The 17717-nt window shown below is 54.9% G+C and carries 16 protein-coding genes; 9 read left to right on the top strand and 7 right to left on the bottom strand.

The features are described from left to right. Nucleotides 1-25: 25 nt before the first annotated feature. The 4 genes from ACJJID_RS17025 to rsmD form a co-directional block, all read right to left on the bottom strand. Nucleotides 26-1663, bottom strand: a complete 1638-nt coding sequence (locus tag ACJJID_RS17025; RefSeq protein WP_444920499.1) for an NAD-dependent malic enzyme — start codon at nt 1661-1663, stop codon at nt 26-28. Nucleotides 1664-1824: 161 nt separating this feature from the next. Continuing rightward, a complete protein-coding gene (ggt, locus tag ACJJID_RS17020) occupies nt 1825-3543 on the bottom strand; it encodes a gamma-glutamyltransferase (RefSeq protein WP_444920498.1) in 1719 nt (572 codons plus the stop codon). 62 nt (nt 3544-3605) lie between these two features. Continuing rightward, nucleotides 3606-4082: a pantetheine-phosphate adenylyltransferase gene (coaD, locus tag ACJJID_RS17015; protein ID WP_152455845.1), complete on the bottom strand. Its 477-nt coding sequence runs from the start codon at nt 4080-4082 to the stop codon at nt 3606-3608. Between the two features lie 96 nt (nt 4083-4178). After that, the gene (rsmD, locus tag ACJJID_RS17010; RefSeq protein WP_444920497.1) at nt 4179-4778 is read right to left on the bottom strand and encodes a 16S rRNA (guanine(966)-N(2))-methyltransferase RsmD; all 600 of its coding nucleotides are present in this window, start codon (nt 4776-4778) and stop codon (nt 4179-4181) included. A 436-nt stretch (nt 4779-5214) separates the two neighbouring features. Here rsmD and ftsY point away from each other — a divergent pair, with 436 nt between their 5' ends. The 6 genes from ftsY to trmB all read left to right on the top strand — a co-directional run bounded on the left by ftsY (nt 5215) and on the right by trmB (nt 10374). Beyond that, nucleotides 5215-6219, top strand: a complete 1005-nt coding sequence (ftsY, locus tag ACJJID_RS17005) for a signal recognition particle-docking protein FtsY (RefSeq protein ID WP_444922648.1) — start codon at nt 5215-5217, stop codon at nt 6217-6219. A 40-nt stretch (nt 6220-6259) separates the two neighbouring features. Continuing rightward, complete coding sequence (ftsE, locus tag ACJJID_RS17000; RefSeq protein ID WP_152455839.1) at nt 6260-6946, top strand: cell division ATP-binding protein FtsE; 687 nt, start codon at nt 6260-6262, stop codon at nt 6944-6946. Beyond that, the gene (gene ftsX / locus ACJJID_RS16995) at nt 6927-7943 is read left to right on the top strand and encodes a permease-like cell division protein FtsX (protein ID WP_444920496.1); all 1017 of its coding nucleotides are present in this window, start codon (nt 6927-6929) and stop codon (nt 7941-7943) included. The genes ftsE and ftsX overlap by 20 nt, the downstream gene beginning before the upstream one ends. 238 nt (nt 7944-8181) lie before the next feature. Continuing rightward, nucleotides 8182-9036 carry an RNA polymerase sigma factor RpoH gene (rpoH, locus tag ACJJID_RS16990; RefSeq protein WP_444920495.1) on the top strand — a complete coding sequence of 285 codons (855 nt, stop codon included), beginning with the start codon at nt 8182-8184 and terminating at the stop codon, nt 9034-9036. A gap of 106 nt (nt 9037-9142) precedes the next feature. After that, the gene (locus ACJJID_RS16985) at nt 9143-9520 is read left to right on the top strand and encodes a DUF423 domain-containing protein (protein WP_444920494.1); all 378 of its coding nucleotides are present in this window, start codon (nt 9143-9145) and stop codon (nt 9518-9520) included. A gap of 62 nt (nt 9521-9582) precedes the next feature. Beyond that, complete coding sequence (gene trmB, locus ACJJID_RS16980) at nt 9583-10374, top strand: tRNA (guanosine(46)-N7)-methyltransferase TrmB (protein ID WP_444920493.1); 792 nt, start codon at nt 9583-9585, stop codon at nt 10372-10374. 78 nt (nt 10375-10452) lie between these two features. Here the strand turns inward: trmB and ACJJID_RS16975 are convergent, their stop codons facing one another. After that, a complete protein-coding gene (locus tag ACJJID_RS16975; RefSeq protein WP_444920492.1) occupies nt 10453-11457 on the bottom strand; it encodes a hypothetical protein in 1005 nt (334 codons plus the stop codon). Between the two features lie 202 nt (nt 11458-11659). On the opposite strand from ACJJID_RS16975, the gene ACJJID_RS16970 reads away from it, so the two are divergent. Then, a complete protein-coding gene (locus tag ACJJID_RS16970) occupies nt 11660-12556 on the top strand; it encodes an outer membrane beta-barrel protein (protein WP_444920491.1) in 897 nt (298 codons plus the stop codon). Nucleotides 12557-12645: 89 nt separating this feature from the next. Here ACJJID_RS16970 and ACJJID_RS16965 read toward each other — a convergent pair whose 3' ends face one another. Continuing rightward, nucleotides 12646-14562, bottom strand: coding sequence for an ABC-F family ATP-binding cassette domain-containing protein (locus ACJJID_RS16965; protein WP_444920490.1), 1917 nt, complete (start codon nt 14560-14562; stop codon nt 12646-12648). A gap of 109 nt (nt 14563-14671) precedes the next feature. Here ACJJID_RS16965 and ACJJID_RS16960 point away from each other — a divergent pair, with 109 nt between their 5' ends. Continuing rightward, entirely contained in the window at nt 14672-15172 is a 501-nt protein-coding gene (locus ACJJID_RS16960) for a TIGR02444 family protein (protein ID WP_152455823.1), read from the top strand. A gap of 141 nt (nt 15173-15313) precedes the next feature. On the opposite strand, the gene ACJJID_RS16955 is transcribed toward ACJJID_RS16960, so the two are convergent. Beyond that, complete coding sequence (locus tag ACJJID_RS16955; RefSeq protein ID WP_444920489.1) at nt 15314-16255, bottom strand: hypothetical protein; 942 nt, start codon at nt 16253-16255, stop codon at nt 15314-15316. Nucleotides 16256-16709: 454 nt separating this feature from the next. On the opposite strand from ACJJID_RS16955, the gene ACJJID_RS16950 reads away from it, so the two are divergent. Continuing rightward, a complete protein-coding gene (locus ACJJID_RS16950; RefSeq protein ID WP_444920488.1) occupies nt 16710-17498 on the top strand; it encodes a DUF874 family protein in 789 nt (262 codons plus the stop codon). Nucleotides 17499-17717 lie beyond the last annotated feature (219 nt).

Raw genomic sequence — 17717 nt, 5'->3', positions numbered from 1 at the left:
ATTTGTCTATTGAGTAAGATTAGAATTAACAATAAGAGAAGTACTCAGCTTTGTAGGTGTGCTCCTTAATAAATACCAGTAAATCCTTTGGGCGCTCTAGTTCACTGAGTCCAAGCTCAAAGATTTTCTTGCTAACCCTTGCGGCTGTATTTTGGGCTATTTCTAAAATTTTTGCTTGTGGTGGAAACAGACAGCCCTGCTGTAACAGATCTTGATCGACTTGCTCGGCAACCCCACGGGCGGCCTCAATAAAGAGTGAGTCGGGAACGCGTTTAGCACGCGTTGCATAAATAGCCATGGCTACAGCGGGAAAAATATATAAATTATTGGCTTGACCCGGCAGGTAGGTTTTTCCATGGAACGTGACCTTGGGAAACTGTACGCCTGCCGCATAGATGGCTCGACCCTGGCTCCAGCTATAGGCCTGCTCCGCGCTGCACTCGGCGTGCTCGGTGGGATTGGAGAGTGCAAAGATAATTGGCTGCGGGTTGAGCGCGGCCATTGTTTCCACGACTTCCTGGGTAAATAATTGGCCGACAGTACTGACCCCAATCAAGGTTGTTGGCTTGTGGGTTTTTATCGCTTCTAATAATTGTGAAGTTGGGGCTTGGTCGTGCGCGTAGGGGCGCTGGAAATCGAAAAGGTCTTCACGACTTTTTACCAGCAGTCCTTTCTCATCGAACATAATAATGCGGGCTTGGGCCTCTTCCCTACTGAGCCCTTCATTGACCAGTTCACTCACAAATAAATCCGCAAGCCCTATGCCGGCAGAGCCGGCACCGGCGAAGAAGATCTTTTCATCCTTTAACGAGCCCTGTTTGATTTTCAGGGCGTTAATCATGCCGGCCAGGGCAATACCCGCAGTGCCCTGGATATCATCGTTGTAGCAGCAGACCTTGTCTCGATACCTCTGCAGTAAGTGGACGGCGTCACTACCGGTCCAGTCCTCGAAGTGCAGACAGCAGTGTGGGTAGCGCTGCTGAACGGTGTCCACAAACTCATCTACGAAGCGGTATAGCGTCTCGGTATCCGGGCGTTTACGACGCAGACCCACATAGAGAGGATCTGCGAGTACCTGCTCATTATTGGTGCCGGCATCTAAAAAGAGTGGCAGTAAATGTTCTGGCGGCACGCCCCCTGCGGCGGTGTATAGCTGCAGTTTGCCAATGGGGATGCCCATGCCGTTCGCGCCTATATCCCCAAGCCCCAGAATTCGTCCTCCATTGGTGACACAAATAAAGCGAATGTCCCGGTCCGGCCAGTGGGACAGGGAGTCGGCGATACTGCCCTTTTGTGCAATAGACAGATAGACACCCCTGACCCTGCGCATGATATGGCTGAACTTGGTACAGGCTTCGCCGATAGTGGGATCGTAAATGATCGGAAGGAAGCGCACCGGATCGGACATCACCACCCGGTAAAAGAGCGTCTCATTGGTATCCAGCAGGCCGGTCAGATAGACGAATCGATCGATATCCGAGTGTTTGTGGCTCAGCTGCATCATCACCCGCTCTACCTGGGTTTCTATGGTTTCCAGGGCGTAGGGAATCAGGCCGTTAAGGCCAAACTTGCTGCGTTCGGCCTCGGTAAAGGCCGTGCCCTTATTGGTGCGGGGGTCGTGCAGGAGATCGATGCCAGTGGCATCCACTTTGCGCTGGTCCAAGAGGGGCCCTCCAGTTGCGTTTTGGCTTCTCGCTAGCTAGGGGGAAGTATGGACCAGTCTCAAGAAGGGACGTTGCTATCCGGAAAGTTGGCTTATAAATGGCAGCTTTCCGGGGAGGGATTTGGTTTTGAGGAGGCGTATGATACGCCTCCTCCAGAAAATCAGTGCCCCAGGGCACTGCCTTCCCGGCGGGGGTCGGCACCGCCATAGAGTGTATTGTCTTTTATTGCGATCGCGTGAATACCGCTATTGAGATTGCGCTCAATGACCTGATGCCCGCGCCCTTTGAGTTTATCGATGGTGTCCTGGCTAAAGAAGCCGGGTTCCAGCTCGACACGCCGCCCGATAGCGCCAATGTTGCCGGCGGCGATGGCATCGGCGATAGGCATATCCAGCCCCAGATGGTAGAGGATGGTGCGGGCGGTGTAGTCGATAATGCGTGAGCCCCCAGGGGAGCCCACTAGCAGGCGCAAGCTGCCATCTTTATTAAATACCACCGTCGGCGACATGGAAGAGCGGGGTCGCTTACCGGCCTGAATACGGTTCGCCACCAAGTCCCCATTGGCTGTTTTTGGGGTGAAAGAAAAATCGGTCAACTGGTTATTCAACAGGAAACCCTTTACCAACAGGCGCGAGCCAAAACCCGTTTCGATGCTGCTGGTCATGCTCACGCCATTGCCGTAGCGATCCACAATCACTAAATGGCTGGTATTGGGCATCTCCGGTGATTGGGCCGTTAGACGCTTGGCCGCCCCAGTATTGGGCTTGCCGGGTTTGGCTATGCTGGCGCTGTCGGGGTCAATCAGGGTTGCACGCTCGCTCAAGTAAGCGGGGGATACCAGGGCCTTGCTGGGTACACTGATAAAATCTGAGTCGGCGGAATAGGTGTTGCGATCGGCAAAAGCCAGTTCTGAAGCCTCGATAAACAAATGGGTAAGCAGATCGTCCCCGGCTTCCATTTCAGCGATGGGAAACTCCTGCAACATGCCCAGAATTCCACCCACGGTGGTACCACCCGATGAGGGGGCATCCGCACCACAGATCTGGTATTCGAGAAAAACGGAACAGAGCGGTTGGCGCTGTTTGGCCCGATAATTGGTCATATCCTCAAGGCTAAGCAGGCCGGGATTTTTTGTGTCACCCCGCACTGCCTTGACGATGGCCTCGGCGATTTCACCTTTATAAAAAGCGTCCGCACCACCAGCGGCGATTATGCGAAGTGTGCGGGCATATTCCGGGTTCTTCAGCCGGTGGCCGACAGGCAAGGGGTTGCCGTTGCTGTCAAAGAAGTAATTGGCGATCGCCGGTCTTGCATCTACGTGGGGGAGCTTACTCAACAGCTGGTGTAGGCGTGGGGAAACCTCAAAGCCATTTTCGGCAAGCTGGATGGCCGGCTGAAATAAAACTTCCCAGGGGAGTTTGCCATCGCGCTGGTGTGCCATTTCCAGCATGCGGATGACGCCGGGTACTCCCACTGAGTAGCCGCCGATAACCGCCTGCATAAATGAACGCGGTTTACCGTCGTGCATAAAGTAATTTTCATCCACACCCGCTGGCGCGGTTTCCCGGCCATCGTAATAACGCAGCTGCTTATCTTTAGCGTCATAGCTCAGCATAAAAGCGCCGCCGCCAATACCCGATGACTGAGGTTCCACTAGCCCCAAAACCATCTGCGCAGCGATCGCAGCATCGACGGCACTGCCGTTCAGGGCGAGGATCTGCTCGGCAGCTCGGCTGGCGTGGGGGTTGGCGGTAACCGCCATATAAGATTCGGCCGTGGCAGACTTGATTGCGCTGCGGCCGGTATCGACTTCCGGCTGCGGCTCATCGGCTATGGCCGGACTCAGAACAAAGGCGAAGGCGAGGAGAAGGTGACGCACGAAACACTCCGCGGATTGTGGAAAAATCCGCTCGAGTGTATCAGAAATAACCAATTCCAGAGTTAGCGGAATTTCTCTTCCAGTGCCTTCTGCACGGCGGTTGGAACAAACTTGGTGACATCACCGCCCAGAGAAGCGATTTCCCTGACCAGGGACGAGGAAATGTAGGATAAATGTTCCGCCGGGGTCAGGAACAGGCTTTCCATATTCGGCGCCAACTGACGGTTCATATTGGCCAGCTGGAACTCGTATTCGAAGTCGGATACGGCGCGCAGGCCGCGCAGAACGCCATAGGCATCCACCTGGCGTACCAGGTCAGCCAGCAGGATATCGAAGCCGATCACTTCCACATTGGGCAGATGGCCGAGCACGCGCTGGGAGAGCTCCACCCGCTCATCGAGGGTAAACAGGGGATTCTTCCGATTGCTGGCGGCAACGGCGACTATGACGTGGTCAAACAGGCGACAGGCCCGCTCCACCAAATCCAGGTGACCATTGGTGATGGGGTCGAAAGTTCCGGGGTAGACAACTTTTTTCATACGCCAAGGATTAATGCGGGCTGAAAGGGATGCGAATGGTAAACAATTTACGGCTAAGGCTCAAAACCGAATGCGTTAACCGGACCTGCTGACCGGTCAGTAATCAGCGGATGCGGCGGAGTCACTGCGATACAGTCGCATGCAAACCTGACCCGCACGCTTTTCCTTGATTAACGACCAGTCGGGCGCAGTAGACAAAACCGTATCCCGGGGGGTCTCGATATAAATGAGTGCGCCCTGCGAGAGCCTGTCAGTAAGAGCGCTAAGGCTTTCCTGCCACAGATCGTCCGCGAAGGGCGGGTCGATAAAGACAATATCGTAGGGCTTGTTTCCACTGCCCAGGAAATCCGCCGCCCGACAGTTATGCACCTGGCCATCCGTCGTTTCGAGCAGCTGGAGTTGCTGCTTCAGGGTGCGCGCCGCCAGGGGATTCAGTTCGACGAAATCCACCGAGGCGGCACCGCGGGATAGAGCCTCAAGGCCCAGCGCGCCGGAGCCGGCGAAGAGATCGAGGCAGTGCGCGTCAGGTAGATAGAACTGGAGCCAGTTGAACAGGGTTTCGCGCAAGCGATCACCGGTGGGTCTCAATCCCTCAACCGGGGCAAATTGCAATTTCCGTCCGCGCCACTGCCCTCCGATGATACGCAACTGGGAAAGGGGTTGTGGGCTTTGCTTGCGCGATGAACTTCTGGCCAAGGTAAATCTCTACTGGGGGCTTAGCGATGCTAAGATTAGCGTCTTTCTGCAAGCGGTACACCCGGATAAACGAATGATCTTTGATTTCCTGCGCAAAAAGAAAAAGCGCAAGCCCGAACAAAGCGAGCCCCACAAGGAGCAGGCGGAAGCTGTTGCCGCACCCGAGGAGGCGTCGGCGGAAGAGTGGCAGGAGCCATCTGTCACCGGTAAAGAGCCCGCTGAACCGCAGGCGCCCACAGCCGAGCCGGCAGAGGCGCCCGCTGCGCTGAAGGAAGAACCCACAAAGGAAGCGCTGACAAAGGAAAAACCTACGGCTGATGTGCAGGAGTTACCTGCAGAATTGCCTGAGCCTACGTCTGCCAGTGTGACGACTTTACAGCCCGAAACTCAGCCTGAACCTGAACCTGAACCACCAGCCGCCACGGCGCCACCGGTGTTGGAACCGGCCCCTCAGGTACAGGAGCCTGCGCCCAAGCCCGCTCCTGTGCAGGAAAAACCCGCAGAGAAGAAGAAAGAGGGTTTCTTTGCGCGTATTCGCCGTGGGCTCAGTCGCACCAGCAATCAGTTTGTCGAGGGGATGGGTAACCTGTTCCTCGGGGCCAAGGAGATTGATGAAGATCTGCTGGAAGAGTTGGAAACCCAGCTGCTGATGGCGGATGTGGGCGTCGAGGCCACCAGTGAAATTGTCGATCGCCTCACCGAGCGCGTCTCGCGCCGCGAACTCGCCGATGGCGATGCGCTCTATAAAGCGCTGCAGCAGGAGTTGGCAGAGCTGCTTAACAGTGTCGATGCGCCCCTGGTGCTGGACACCAGCAAAAAGCCCTATGTAATTCTGGTGGTCGGCGTTAACGGCGTCGGCAAGACCACCACTATCGGCAAGTTGGCACACCGCTTCCTCGGCGAGGGCAAATCGGTAATGCTCGCCGCTGGCGATACTTTCCGTGCCGCTGCGGTGGAGCAGTTACAGGTTTGGGGGCAGCGACACGATGTGCCGGTAGTGGCCCAGCATACCGGTGCGGACAGCGCCTCGGTGATTTTCGATGCCGTGCAGTCGGCCCAGGCCCGTGGTATCGATGTGGTGATTGCCGATACAGCCGGCCGCCTGCACACCAAGTCCAACCTGATGGAAGAACTGACCAAGGTGCGTCGCGTAATGGGCAAGCTGGACCCCAGCGCCCCCCACGAGGTGCTGTTGGTATTGGATGCCGGCACCGGCCAGAATGCGATTAACCAGGCCGCACAGTTTCGCGAGGCGGCCGGTGTTACCGGCCTGGTGCTCACCAAGCTCGACGGCACCGCCAAGGGTGGGGTGATTTTCGCTCTGGCACGGCGCTTCGGTATTCCCGTGCGCTTTATCGGTGTGGGTGAACAGGCCGAGGATCTGCAGCCGTTCCGCGCGCGCGAATTTGTCTCGGCGCTGTTTGGCCGCGATACCGCCTGATCGCTACTAAACCCTCTTAGGGAATAACAAGAACAAAATCGTGATCACCTTTGATAATGTGAATAAGCGCTACGCATCGGGGCAGGACGCCCTGGTGCGTATCAGCTTGGAAGTCCCCCGCGGCGATATGGTGTTTCTCACCGGTCATTCGGGAGCGGGTAAGAGCACACTTTTGCGGCTGCTCACCGCCATCGAACGCCCCACCAAAGGCTCTATTCTGGTCGCCGGGCAGAACCTCAACCGCCTGCGCAATAGCCAGATCCCCTATTACCGACGCAACCTGGGTATCGTTTTTCAAAACCACCAGCTGCTGTTTGATCGCAGTGTCTTCGACAATATCGCTCTGCCACTGGCGGTAGCCGGCTGCAGCAAGCGCGAAGTGGGCCGCCGGGTGCGCGCCGCGCTGGATAAGGTGGGTCTCCTGGACAAGGAGAAGCACAACCCCATCACCCTGTCCGGTGGTGAGCAGCAGCGGGTGGGTATCGCCCGTGCGGTGGTGAACAAGCCGGCGATCCTGGTGGCGGATGAGCCCACCGGGAACCTGGACCCGCAGCTATCCCAGGAAATCATGCGATTGTTTTCCGATTTTAATGCGGTGGGTGTCACTGTACTGGTGGCCAGCCACGACCTGGAATTGATAGCGCGCATGCGCCGGCGGGTTTTGACCCTGCAAGCCGGCCAGTTGATCTACGACGGAGTTCCGAGCCGTGAAGCACACCCAGTCTAGGGCCCAGCGCCCGGCGAGCAGCGCCACTGAAAAGCGCCCGCGCAGCAGCGGTGCCGTGGCTGCCCGCACCGGTATTGCGGATCGTTGGCAATCCTGGCTCAATCACCACCGCCAAGTAGCGCGGGAATCCCTGCGGCGCTTTTTCGCTACGCCCATGGCCAGTGCCATGACAGCCCTGGTGATCGCTATCGCCTTGGCCCTGCCTGCGGCTTTGCAGCTCGGGCTGTCCAATTTCCAGCGCGCAGTGGCCGGTTGGGATGGTCAGCCGCAGATTTCGGTGTTTCTGAACAAAGGGGCACAAAAAGCGGCGATAGAGTCCTTCGCTGCCAAGCTGCGCAGTGATCCGGCCATCGCCGAGGTAACTTATATCTCCCCCGAAGATGCGTTGGCGGAGTTTGAGCAGGCTTCCGGACTCGGCGACCTACTGGTGGGGCTTGATGCTAACCCCCTACCGGCGGTATTACTGCTGCGCCCGCGGGATACGCGGGACAGTGACAAGTTGCAGCGCATCGTGGAAAACCTGCGTGAGCACGCCCTCAGTGACTCAGTAGTGCTCGATTTGGCCTGGGTACAGCGCCTCACCCAGCTGACGGAACTGGGGCAGCGTTTGTCCGCGGGACTCGCCCTACTGCTGGCACTGGGGGTGATCCTGGTAGTGGTCAATACGATTCGTCTGCATATTGAGAGCCGTCGGGAGGAGATTCTGGTGGTGAAACTTGTGGGTGGCACCAATGCCTTCGTGCGCAGGCCTTTCCTTTATAGCGGCCTCTGCTACGGGGCTTTTGGTGGACTGCTGGCCTGGTGTCTGCTGCTGGGGGCAGTGCTGTTACTGTCTGGTCCGATTTCCGGCCTCTCCTCCAGTTACGGCAGCAGCTATACCTTGGCGGGGCCTGGCCTCAGCTACTTTGCCGGCCTTATCGGTGGCGCCGCTTTACTCGGGCTGCTGGGGGCTTGGCTGGCGACGAGCCGTCACTTGCGCGAGATAGAGCCCAGCTGACCGGCTAGTATCAGCAGACTTGGTTTCGCCAAGAAACGTAAAGCCGTTACAAAGCGGGGAACCTCGGGGGTATTGAGGCCCTCTAACCGGCTGCAATACAAGGGAATACGGCAGTTGGCGGCGGACTTTCTTAACCGCTCGTGCAAGTGCTACACTGAGTCCAGCTTGTCGCCGGATAAAGTGTCCGACGACAGCGGCCGCGGGAACCGGCCGACTAATAATGAGAGGAGAAACCTGAATGGGAACCAGCCTACAGCCAGTGCATACGCTGTCTCCGGGCGCCAACCTGGGAGCTTACATCCAAACGGTCAGCAGCTTCGATGTGCTGTCCGCAGAGGAGGAAAAGCGCCTGGCAGAAGACCTCTATTATCGCGAAGATATTAACGCGGCCCGCCAACTGGTCATGTCCCACCTGCGCTTTGTTGTGCATATTGCCAAGTCCTACTCTGGTTATGGACTCAACCAGTCAGATCTGGTGCAGGAAGGTAATGTTGGCTTGATGAAGGCGGTCAAGCGCTTTAACCCCGAGAAAGGGGTGCGTTTGGTCTCCTTTGCCGTGCACTGGATCAAAGCGGAGATCCACGAATTTATTCTGCGCAACTGGCGTATCGTGAAGATCGCTACGACCAAGGCACAGCGCAAGTTGTTCTTTAACCTGCGCGGGCAGAAGAAGAAACTGGCCTGGCTGAGCAACGATGAAGCCAAGGCTGTGGCAAAAGATTTGAACGTGGATGTCGCCCAGGTCCATGAGATGGAGGGCCGCCTCGCCGCCCATGACGCCGCATTCGATGCGGGGGTGGATGACGATGACGACACCGCCTGGCAGGCACCGGCACACTACCTGGAAGACCGCAGTTTTGATCCCGCAGCTCAGCTCGAGCGCGACAACTGGCAGGAAACCAGCCTCAACAGCCTGGCCAGTGCCATGGAACAGCTCGACGAGCGCAGCCGCGATATTATCCAGGCGCGTTGGCTGAGCGAGGAAAAGTCCACCTTGCACGAGCTGGCCGATAAATACGGTGTCTCCGCCGAGCGTATCCGCCAGCTGGAAAAGAACGCCATGAAAAAAGTGCGTGCGGCTATGGAAGCCTGATAGCGCGCCCTGGTAGTTCGGAAAAAACCGCGCAGTAGCGCGGTTTTTTTATTTCCGTAATGAAACGAACAGCCCCGTTCTATTGGCACTTGAAGTGAGATAAACCATGGTCAAAGTTTACCTTTTACTTGCGGCATTGTTCGGCGCCAGCGGCGTCGCTCTCGGGGCTTTTGGCGCACACGGCCTGCGTGGCAAGGTCGCCGAGCCGCTATTGGAAGCCTATAAGACCGGCGTGCAATACCAGATGATCCACGCCTTGGCGCTATTGGCTGTGGCGCTGCTGATACAGAATTGGGGAGATCGCTTGTCACTCACCCTGAGCGGCGCTTTCTTTGTATTTGGAATGGTGTTTTTTTCCGGTAGTCTCTACGCCCTCGCTCTTGGAGGGCCGCGTTGGCTGGGGCCGATTACACCGATTGGTGGGACTCTGATGATCGCCGGTTGGGTGGCGTTATTTATCGCCGCCGCGAATACCTCCAAGTAGCAGGGCCGAGCCCACTCTAATCTGATCAAGAGAAAACCGTTTCGCATAAGAGGTCGCGAACAATGCAAGACGAATCCGCGGAAGAGTTTCCCTACCGCACCGAGTACAAGAAAAAATCTATCCGCAGCTACGTGATTCGCGCAGGGCGGATGACTGAGGGACAGCGCCGCGCCTTCGATACTTATTGGGGCCAGTATGGCCTGTCCCTCTTCGACGGTCCCCTGAATCCGGTTGAGGCTTTTGGCCGTGAGGCACCGCTGGTATTGGAGATTGGTTTTGGTATGGGGGATTCCCTACTGGCCATGGCCCAGGCAGAGCCGGATAAAAACTTTATTGGCATCGAAGTACATCCCCCTGGTGTGGGCCGACTGATTAACAACGCCGGTAAAGCGGGAGTTGAGAATCTCAAAATTTATATGGCCGATGCGGTGGATGTTTTGAATGACTGCATTGGGGATGGCATTCTGGATAGGTTCCAATTGTATTTTCCCGACCCCTGGCATAAGAAAAAGCACCATAAGCGCCGTATCGTGCAGCCGCAGTTTGTGCGCCTGATTTGCAGCAAGCTGAAAACTGGTGGCGTGATGCACATGGCTACGGACTGGCAGAATTATGCCGAGCATATGCTGGAAGTGTTGCAGGCGGAGCCGCTGCTGGAAAATACCTCTTCAAGCAATGACTATGTTGAGCGCCCAGAATGGCGCCCGGAAACCAAGTTTGAGCGCCGCGGTCAACGCCTTGGGCACGGCGTATGGGATCTGGTGTACCGTCGTCTTCCGGGTGAAGCTGTTGCCCTGGAATCGAGCGAACAAACAGTTGAAACGTCTTCCAGCCCAGAGCCAGAGGCTGAGTAATCTCCTGCTAACCGCATTATGAAAACCGCCGGCCATAGGCCGGCGTGGTCCCGCTTGGTGGGGGGCCCCTGCCCTTTTTTAAACGTATTGTTGCCAGTTTCTCTTGAAGGATTCCCAGCGCTGCTTATCTGCGGTGATACGGATATTTCTTACAGAATTTTCGTTGTAGTACATCCAATCTGACAGCACGATATTGCTTTGGCTGCCGGCGTAGTAGCGCATGCGGAAACGGCGAATATATTGATTGGGAATTGCCAGGAACGCTACTTCACGACCGGGAGTAACATTGGCGACCTCCACACATTCATGTCCATTCTTGTCGAATTCATAGACAAATCCCGCGATCGCTTTATCCACCCTGTCGGTATGGTGTAGGTAGTAGTAACGCACCGGACAGTAGGTTTTATTGTGCCAGGCAAAGCGTGCTACCACGTTGGGATCGTCGGTACTGGATATTACCTGGCAGGAGGCGCCACTTCCGAGGTGGGGGTCATGGCGATTGCTGTTGTCCATTTTTGGAAAAAATCCCCCTGACTGCCACAGCATTTGCGGCGGCCGGGTATCGCCCCGGTACAGGCGTCCCGGTGTCATGTGTAGGTTAAAACCTGAGCGGCTGAAACGATAGCGATACAGATTGAAAGGGATGTCATTGTGATTCTGTATATTGCCCAGGGCCAAAGGTTCTGACAGCGCGGCTTCACTGGCCTGGCGATACCAGCAATAGGCGCCACCCAGTAACGTGGTAATCGCATTTTGGCGCCGCTGTATTCCATCTGAGGTGAGCTGTTGTACAGGATTGGAGGGGTTGAAGCCAGTCAGCCATGTGTACATTGCCTCGACCAGACTTTGGGATGTATTGGCGATTCGAGTGTAATCCAGGGTCTGGATCAATGCGGCCTGGGTTACTAACTGATCGATTCGCGTCAGTCCATCTTTACTGCGACTGTATTTCCAGCTGCAGCGAGAATTCTGTTGGAAGTCGGTGGCGTATTCCCGAATAGTTCTCGGTGGTCGGCAGGTGGTTTGTATCAACTCTGGCCTAACCAGATTTCTTACGTAGTTATCTATGTTTGGCGCCAGCATCGGTTATCTCTCCGGTATTTATAGGTATATTTTTTATTTCCCGTCTATGATTTTCATATTGGGCGCGGCATTAAATAGCAGTTTTATTGAAAATGCAGAACAAATAACACAAATATAATCGAATTAATTTGAGTTTTAAGCAGTCAACCAAGTTAATAAAAATTCAAAGGGGGATAGGTTTAAAAAGATTCCGGTGTCAGAAATGGGTAAACGCCTTTCTTCCCTGCCAACCTTCTGCGGTTTTGTATTTTTCCTCTTTATGAACAATGTGTCGGCTGATTTTGTCGGCACCCTTAATCTCTATGCCAACGGTGGTAAATACTGGTTCAACAGTGATCGCTTAAACGGAACCCCTTTTCAAGGGTTGACCTTGCAGGACACTACCGGCGGTGGTGGTGGCCTGGGATTCAATATGACCAATTACTGGGCGATGGAGGGGGTGGTCGATTATTATATTGTTGGAGTGGATGATTTCCCCGAAAAGCTTGAAATTTACAATTACCACCTGGACCTCCTCTACCAATTTGGTGGGCAGTTTTGCGGTGATTTTTGTTGGCAGCCATATGTGGCTTTTGGCGTTGGCGAGATGCGCATTAATTATGATAAAGCGCCGAAAAAACGTTACAGGAGATATTACACGGACGAGGATGGGATAGAGCGTTACGACTGTAAATATCGGTATAAACACGATTATAAATATCCTGACTGGCACCCCTACCGGAAATATCCGTGCAACTGGCATGATCGCCAAACCATGGTCAATCTCGGTCTGGGGGTAAAATACAGCCTCGGTCCCCGCTGGCAGGCCCGTGCGGATGTGCGACTTTTCCAGGGGGTAGATCACGGTGGCTTGGATGGTTTTGCCAGCGTCGCGATTGGTTACCAGTGGATTGAGTACCCGGACTTTTGGTACGACGAGGATGCGGACGGAATTATCGATGCAACCGATCAGTGTCCCCAGACGCCGGTGGGTGTGGATGTAGGACCCGATGGTTGCCCTATGGATATCGATTTTGATGGCGTACCGGCCTATATAGACCAGTGCCCGAATACTCCGATCGGTATCGCCGTGGATGAATATGGCTGTATTCGCAGGTAACTCAAGGCTTTTTAAAGGTTTGCGGATGTTAGCCTGGAGGGCGTATGAAGGCGCCCTCCAGGTGTGATCTTGAGAGACAAAGTGTCGAATTATTCCCCGCGCAGCTGCTCGAGTTGCTCGGAAATTTCCAACCACTCCATTTCCAGAAGATCGAGAGCTTCACGATGCTCTGTCTGCTCTTTATTGAGACGTGCAATTTCATCCTGCTGGCCTCCGCTGTAAAGCTGCTCATCGGCCAACTTGTCTTGAACCTTTTGGAGTTTCTCCTCTGCCGCAGCCATCTGTCGTTCGACACTTTTTAGCTTATTGGTCAGCGGCTTAAGCTGCTCACGGAGGGCTGCAGCGGCGCGACGTTGTGCCTTTTTGTCTTCGCCAGGTTTTTCCTGGTTGTCGCCGCTGCCTACCGATTTTTCTTCGCGTCGCTTTTCCCGGTTAAACCCCAATAGCCATTGCTTGTAGTCATCGAGATCACCGCTATAGGGTTCGGCGCGACCATTGGCGACAAGAATAAATTCATCGGCGGTGTTGGCGAGTAGGTAGCGATCGTGGGATACCAGAATTACCGCGCCGGGAAACTCGGCCAGGGCCATTGTCAGAGCGTGGCGCATTTCCAGGTCGAGGTGGTTGGTGGGCTCATCGAGCAGTAGCAAGTTGGGTTTTTGCCAGGCGAGGATGGCCAGCGCCAAGCGTGCCTTCTCTCCTCCAGAAAAGCCGGCTACCGTTTCAAAGACCCGATCCCCGATAAAGCCGTAGCCACCGAGGAAATCCCGCAGGGATTGCTCACTGGCTTCGGGGCTCAGCCGTTGCAGGTGCAGCAACGGAGAGGCCTTGCCATCGAGGGCCTCCAACTGGTGCTGGGCAAAATAGCCAATGGCCAGATGTTCACCGCATTGACGCTCACCGCTCTTGGGGGCTAGCTCGCCGGCCAGCGTTTTTATGAGCGATGATTTACCTGCGCCATTGGGACCGAGCAGGCCGATGCGGCGGCCCGGCTGAATACCCAGTTGTACTTTTCTCACAACCACTTTATCGGCATAACCGATATCGGTTTCGCGCAGGTCGATCAGCGGATTGGAGGTTTTCTCTGCGGATGGCAGGGTGAAATGAAAAGGCGAATCCACATGGGCCGGGGCGATTTGCGCCATGCGGTCCAGCGCCTTTAAGCGGCTCTGTGCCTGCTTGGCCTTGCTGGCCTTGGCGCGAAAGCGCCGCACAAAGTCTTCCATATGTGCGCGTTCGGCCTGCTGTTTTTCATATTGTATTTGTTGCTGGGCCAGGCGCTCGGCGCGCGTGCGCTCGAAGGCGCTATAGTTGCCGCTATAAAGCACCAGTTTTTGCCGTTCGAAGCTGACGATGCCATCGACCACTGCATCGAGGAAATCGCGGTCGTGGGAAATAATGAGCAGAGTGCCGGGGAAACGCTGTAGCCACTGCTCCAGCCAAAGGGTAGCGTCGAGATCCAGGTGGTTGGTGGGTTCATCCAACAACATCAAATCCGCGGGACACATCAGCGCGCGGGCCAGATTGAGGCGAATACGCCAGCCACCGGAAAAGCTGCGCACCGGGCGCTGTTGTTCTGCGTGAGTAAAGCCCAGGCCGTCGAGTAACTGTGCGGCGCGTGCGGGTCCACTGTAGCCGTCGATGTTGGCCATCCGCTCGTGTAGCTCGGCCAGCTTGTGCCCATCGGATTCCCCGCTGTCCTCTAACTGCGCCAGCTGGTCTTGAAGGTGGCGTAATTCCCTATCGCCGTCGAGCACATAGTCGAGGGCGGATTGATCGCTGGCTTCCACCTCCTGAGCCATATGGGCAATCCGCCAGCCGCTGGGGATATCCACCTGACCGGCGTCGCTTTCCAATTGACCGAGTAGCAGCTTGAACAGTGTTGACTTACCACAGCCATTGGCGCCGATGATTCCCACCTTGTGGCCGGGAAAGATACGGCAGTCAGCACCGTTTAACAGGTCGCGCTCGCCCCGATGCAGGGAGACACCTTGCAGATTGATCACTGGAAAAACCTCTTTTGAACAGGCCGATGAATGCTAGGCTATTCGACGTATTTGCACGCGATCGCCGCCGCTTGAGCGCGCGGAATCACAAAAAGGTCTGGATTCTAACGTGACAGATAGCGCACCTCCATCTTCTTCCCAGGAAAACCTATTGTGGCAATTCAGCCTGGACTTCTATCGCCATCAAGGGGTGGAGGCCTTCCTGCTCGACTGCCAGGACACAAAAGGGGCCGATGTATGCCTGCTACTTTGGGCCAGCTACGCGGCGGTGTGTGGACACCAGCTGAGTGAGGAGGGCTGGAGAGTGGCCGATCGGGGTCTGGCACCGCGTAGACGCATGATTATCAGTGTGCGCCACCTGCGTCGCTTATTGGGGCGCTTTCGGCCTCATACCATGCGAGCGTATGAGATGTGCAAACGCTATGAATTGAATTTGGAGCGCTTGCAGTTGGCGGCGCTGTGGAAGATCTGTCAGGAGGAGTGGCCGGGGGACAGGCCGGCTCTGCAGCTCGCGGGTCAGCAATATGGGCTTTTGCAAAAAGAACAGGCCTGCTGGGCAGGCCTGATCGAAAGTTTCATGGCTTCGGCGGAAAACCCGGATACTCTCTGAGCTTCTCGCGAGAGGTTTCAGTGGACACTCTGTCTGGCAATAAAGTTTATGCGTTGCATGTATTTTATTGCTCCAACAAAGTGCGACTGCAATTTAGTTGGCTGTCCGGCGCCAACTGAACAACGGTAATGTTACGAGTGCTTACTCTCCACGGCGCCCTTCAGTGGAAAACAGGCTGTTAGCTGGCGTGGCAGGCGTGATAGTGGGTGCCTGCGGAGATTGCTCCAGCGATTTTTGCTGTTCTTCAGGCGCACTGCTCTTTACTTCCTCTGTGGGCTTTTCCTGTGCCTTAGCCTCAGTGGGGGCGGCCTGTTTGGACTTGTCTTCCTGTGGTTTTTCTTCTTTGGTTTTTACCTGCTCGGGTTTGGACGGTTCAGAAGCTTTTACCGCTTTGGTGGGTTTGGCTTGAACAGGTTTCTTGCCGGCGGGTTTTGCCACTTTTTGCTTGCTGTCGGTAGCAGCTTTTACTGGCTTGGTTGTGGCTTTCTTTGCGGTCTTGGCCGCTGTTTTCTTCGGGGATTTAGCTGCGCTGGTCTTTTTCTCTGCGGCCTTCTTTTCAGGGGCTTTTGGAGTAGTGGTTTTTCTTGCAGACTTTGTCGCAGTCGCCTTTAGGGACTTACCGGTGCTTTTAGTCGTGGTGCTTTTCTTAGCGGTAGTGGCTTTTCTCGCTTTAGGCTGAGCCTTAAGCAGCTCTTTTTCCACTTTAGCTGCGGCTTTGCGCACAGCTTCTGCCGCTTTGAGCTCTGCTTTGGCCCTGGCTTGCAGATACTTGGCGTCGGCAACAGCCTGCTTAGCTTGCTGAAATGCTTCGTTGAACTTATCTACATTGTTTTTGGCAGTTTCCACGCGTTTTAAGGCTGCGGCGGTTTTGGTGGTTTTAGCCTTAGCGCGAGCTTCACTCAGCTTGTCTTTTGCCTTACTGAGCTTGTCTTTAGCCGAGGTCAGGCTTTTTCCGGCCTTGAGCACCGCTTTGCCGGCATCGGTGATTTTCTTATCGCGGGCTTTGTCCAATTTTGCAGAGAGTTTGGAAATTTGTGCTTCCAGCTCTGCAACCGGATTGACAGCTTTTTGTTTGGCAGCCATGAGTAAATGTCCTGACGTTTATTATCGATTGGCACTTCCGGGTAGTGCGCTCATCTTCCTTTAATACGATGGGTACCGCTCTAGCAAGAGATATGCGCACTGCGCACTGCCCCAAACTGAAAAGCACTTCAAACAGTCCAGAACAATAACCGGTTACTGGCCGATAATAGCGCTGTTTTTATAAAAAATGTATGCCGTGTGCTGTGAAAAAAGTGTTGTCTGCAGTTTTTTTGTTGAGTGGCCGGAACCAGTGGGGGGAATGTGGTGTCCTGCACAGTGTGCGCGTCATCAGTATGCACTGAGAGTCGCCTTGAGTTAGACTTGAGCGCACTGGCGGAAACTGTGCGCCTGGTGGCTTAGGGCCGGAACAGAGTTGCTTAAACTACCGCTGTTGGCGTTGGACCAAGGTCAAGCGCGAATCTATAAACGCAATACGGACAAAGAGACAACACCCATGAATAAATATCCTTTGGCTGCAGCAATTGCCCTTGGCCTGGCGCTGACCGGCTGTAACGAACAAGGACAGAAGCAAGATAAAGAAGTTGCCCTGGACACTCAGGAGAAGAAGGTCAGCTACATCATTGCCGAAGACATGGCCAAGCGCCTCAAGGCTCAGGATGTGCAGCTGGATCCCAAGGTGGTTGCGATGGCATTGAATGATGTTGCCAGCGGCCGCGAGGATCGCTTGACCGAGGAAGAAAAGCAGCAGACTATCGCCGCTTTCCAGGAGCAGATGCAGAAGAAACAGCAGGAGATGCTGGCCCAGCAGGAGAAAGATTTTAAAGAGAGCGCCGATAAAAATATGCAGGAAGGCAAGGCGTTCCTCGAAGAGAATGCCAAAAAAGATGGTGTAGTTACCACCGATTCAGGCCTGCAGTACAAAGTGATTAAAGAAGGTAGCGGCAGCAAGCCCAGCGCTACCAGCACCGTTGAAGTTGATTACAAAGGCACCCTGATTAACGGTGAGGAATTCGACAGCTCTTACGCGCGCGGTGAGCCGGTTCAGTTCCCGGTGAACGGAGTGATCAAGGGCTGGACCGAAGCTCTGCAGCTGATGAAAGAAGGTTCCAAGTGGGAGCTTTATATTCCTTCTGAGCTCGCTTACGGTCCCGGTGGCGCAGGCGGCAAAATTGGCCCCAATGCGACTCTGATTTTTGAGGTGGAACTGCACAAAGCAAATGTTGCTGGTGATGAAGGTTCCGAGAAAAAAGAAGAAAAGAAAGAAGAAGCTCCAGCTGAATAATCTGACTTTTCGAACTTTACTGAAAAAGGGCGCCTTTAGGCGCCCTTTTTCTTTTTGCCTTTAAAAGGGGTTGCGCTTGGTAATCTGTTTTTGATTAGCCGTGTAGTCAGGGCACACAGAAGTGAACTGGCTAACCGATTTGTTAGCCAGTCGTTGATTGCTCGCAGCAAAAGATTTTCAATAACAAAGAGTCCCGAGCAAAGACAAAACTGTCTGTAA

It is taken from the genome of Microbulbifer sp. CnH-101-G, from assembly GCF_052466775.1.
The sequence above is the reverse complement of the archived record's forward strand: the minus strand, read 5'-3'. Positions and strand labels throughout refer to the sequence as shown.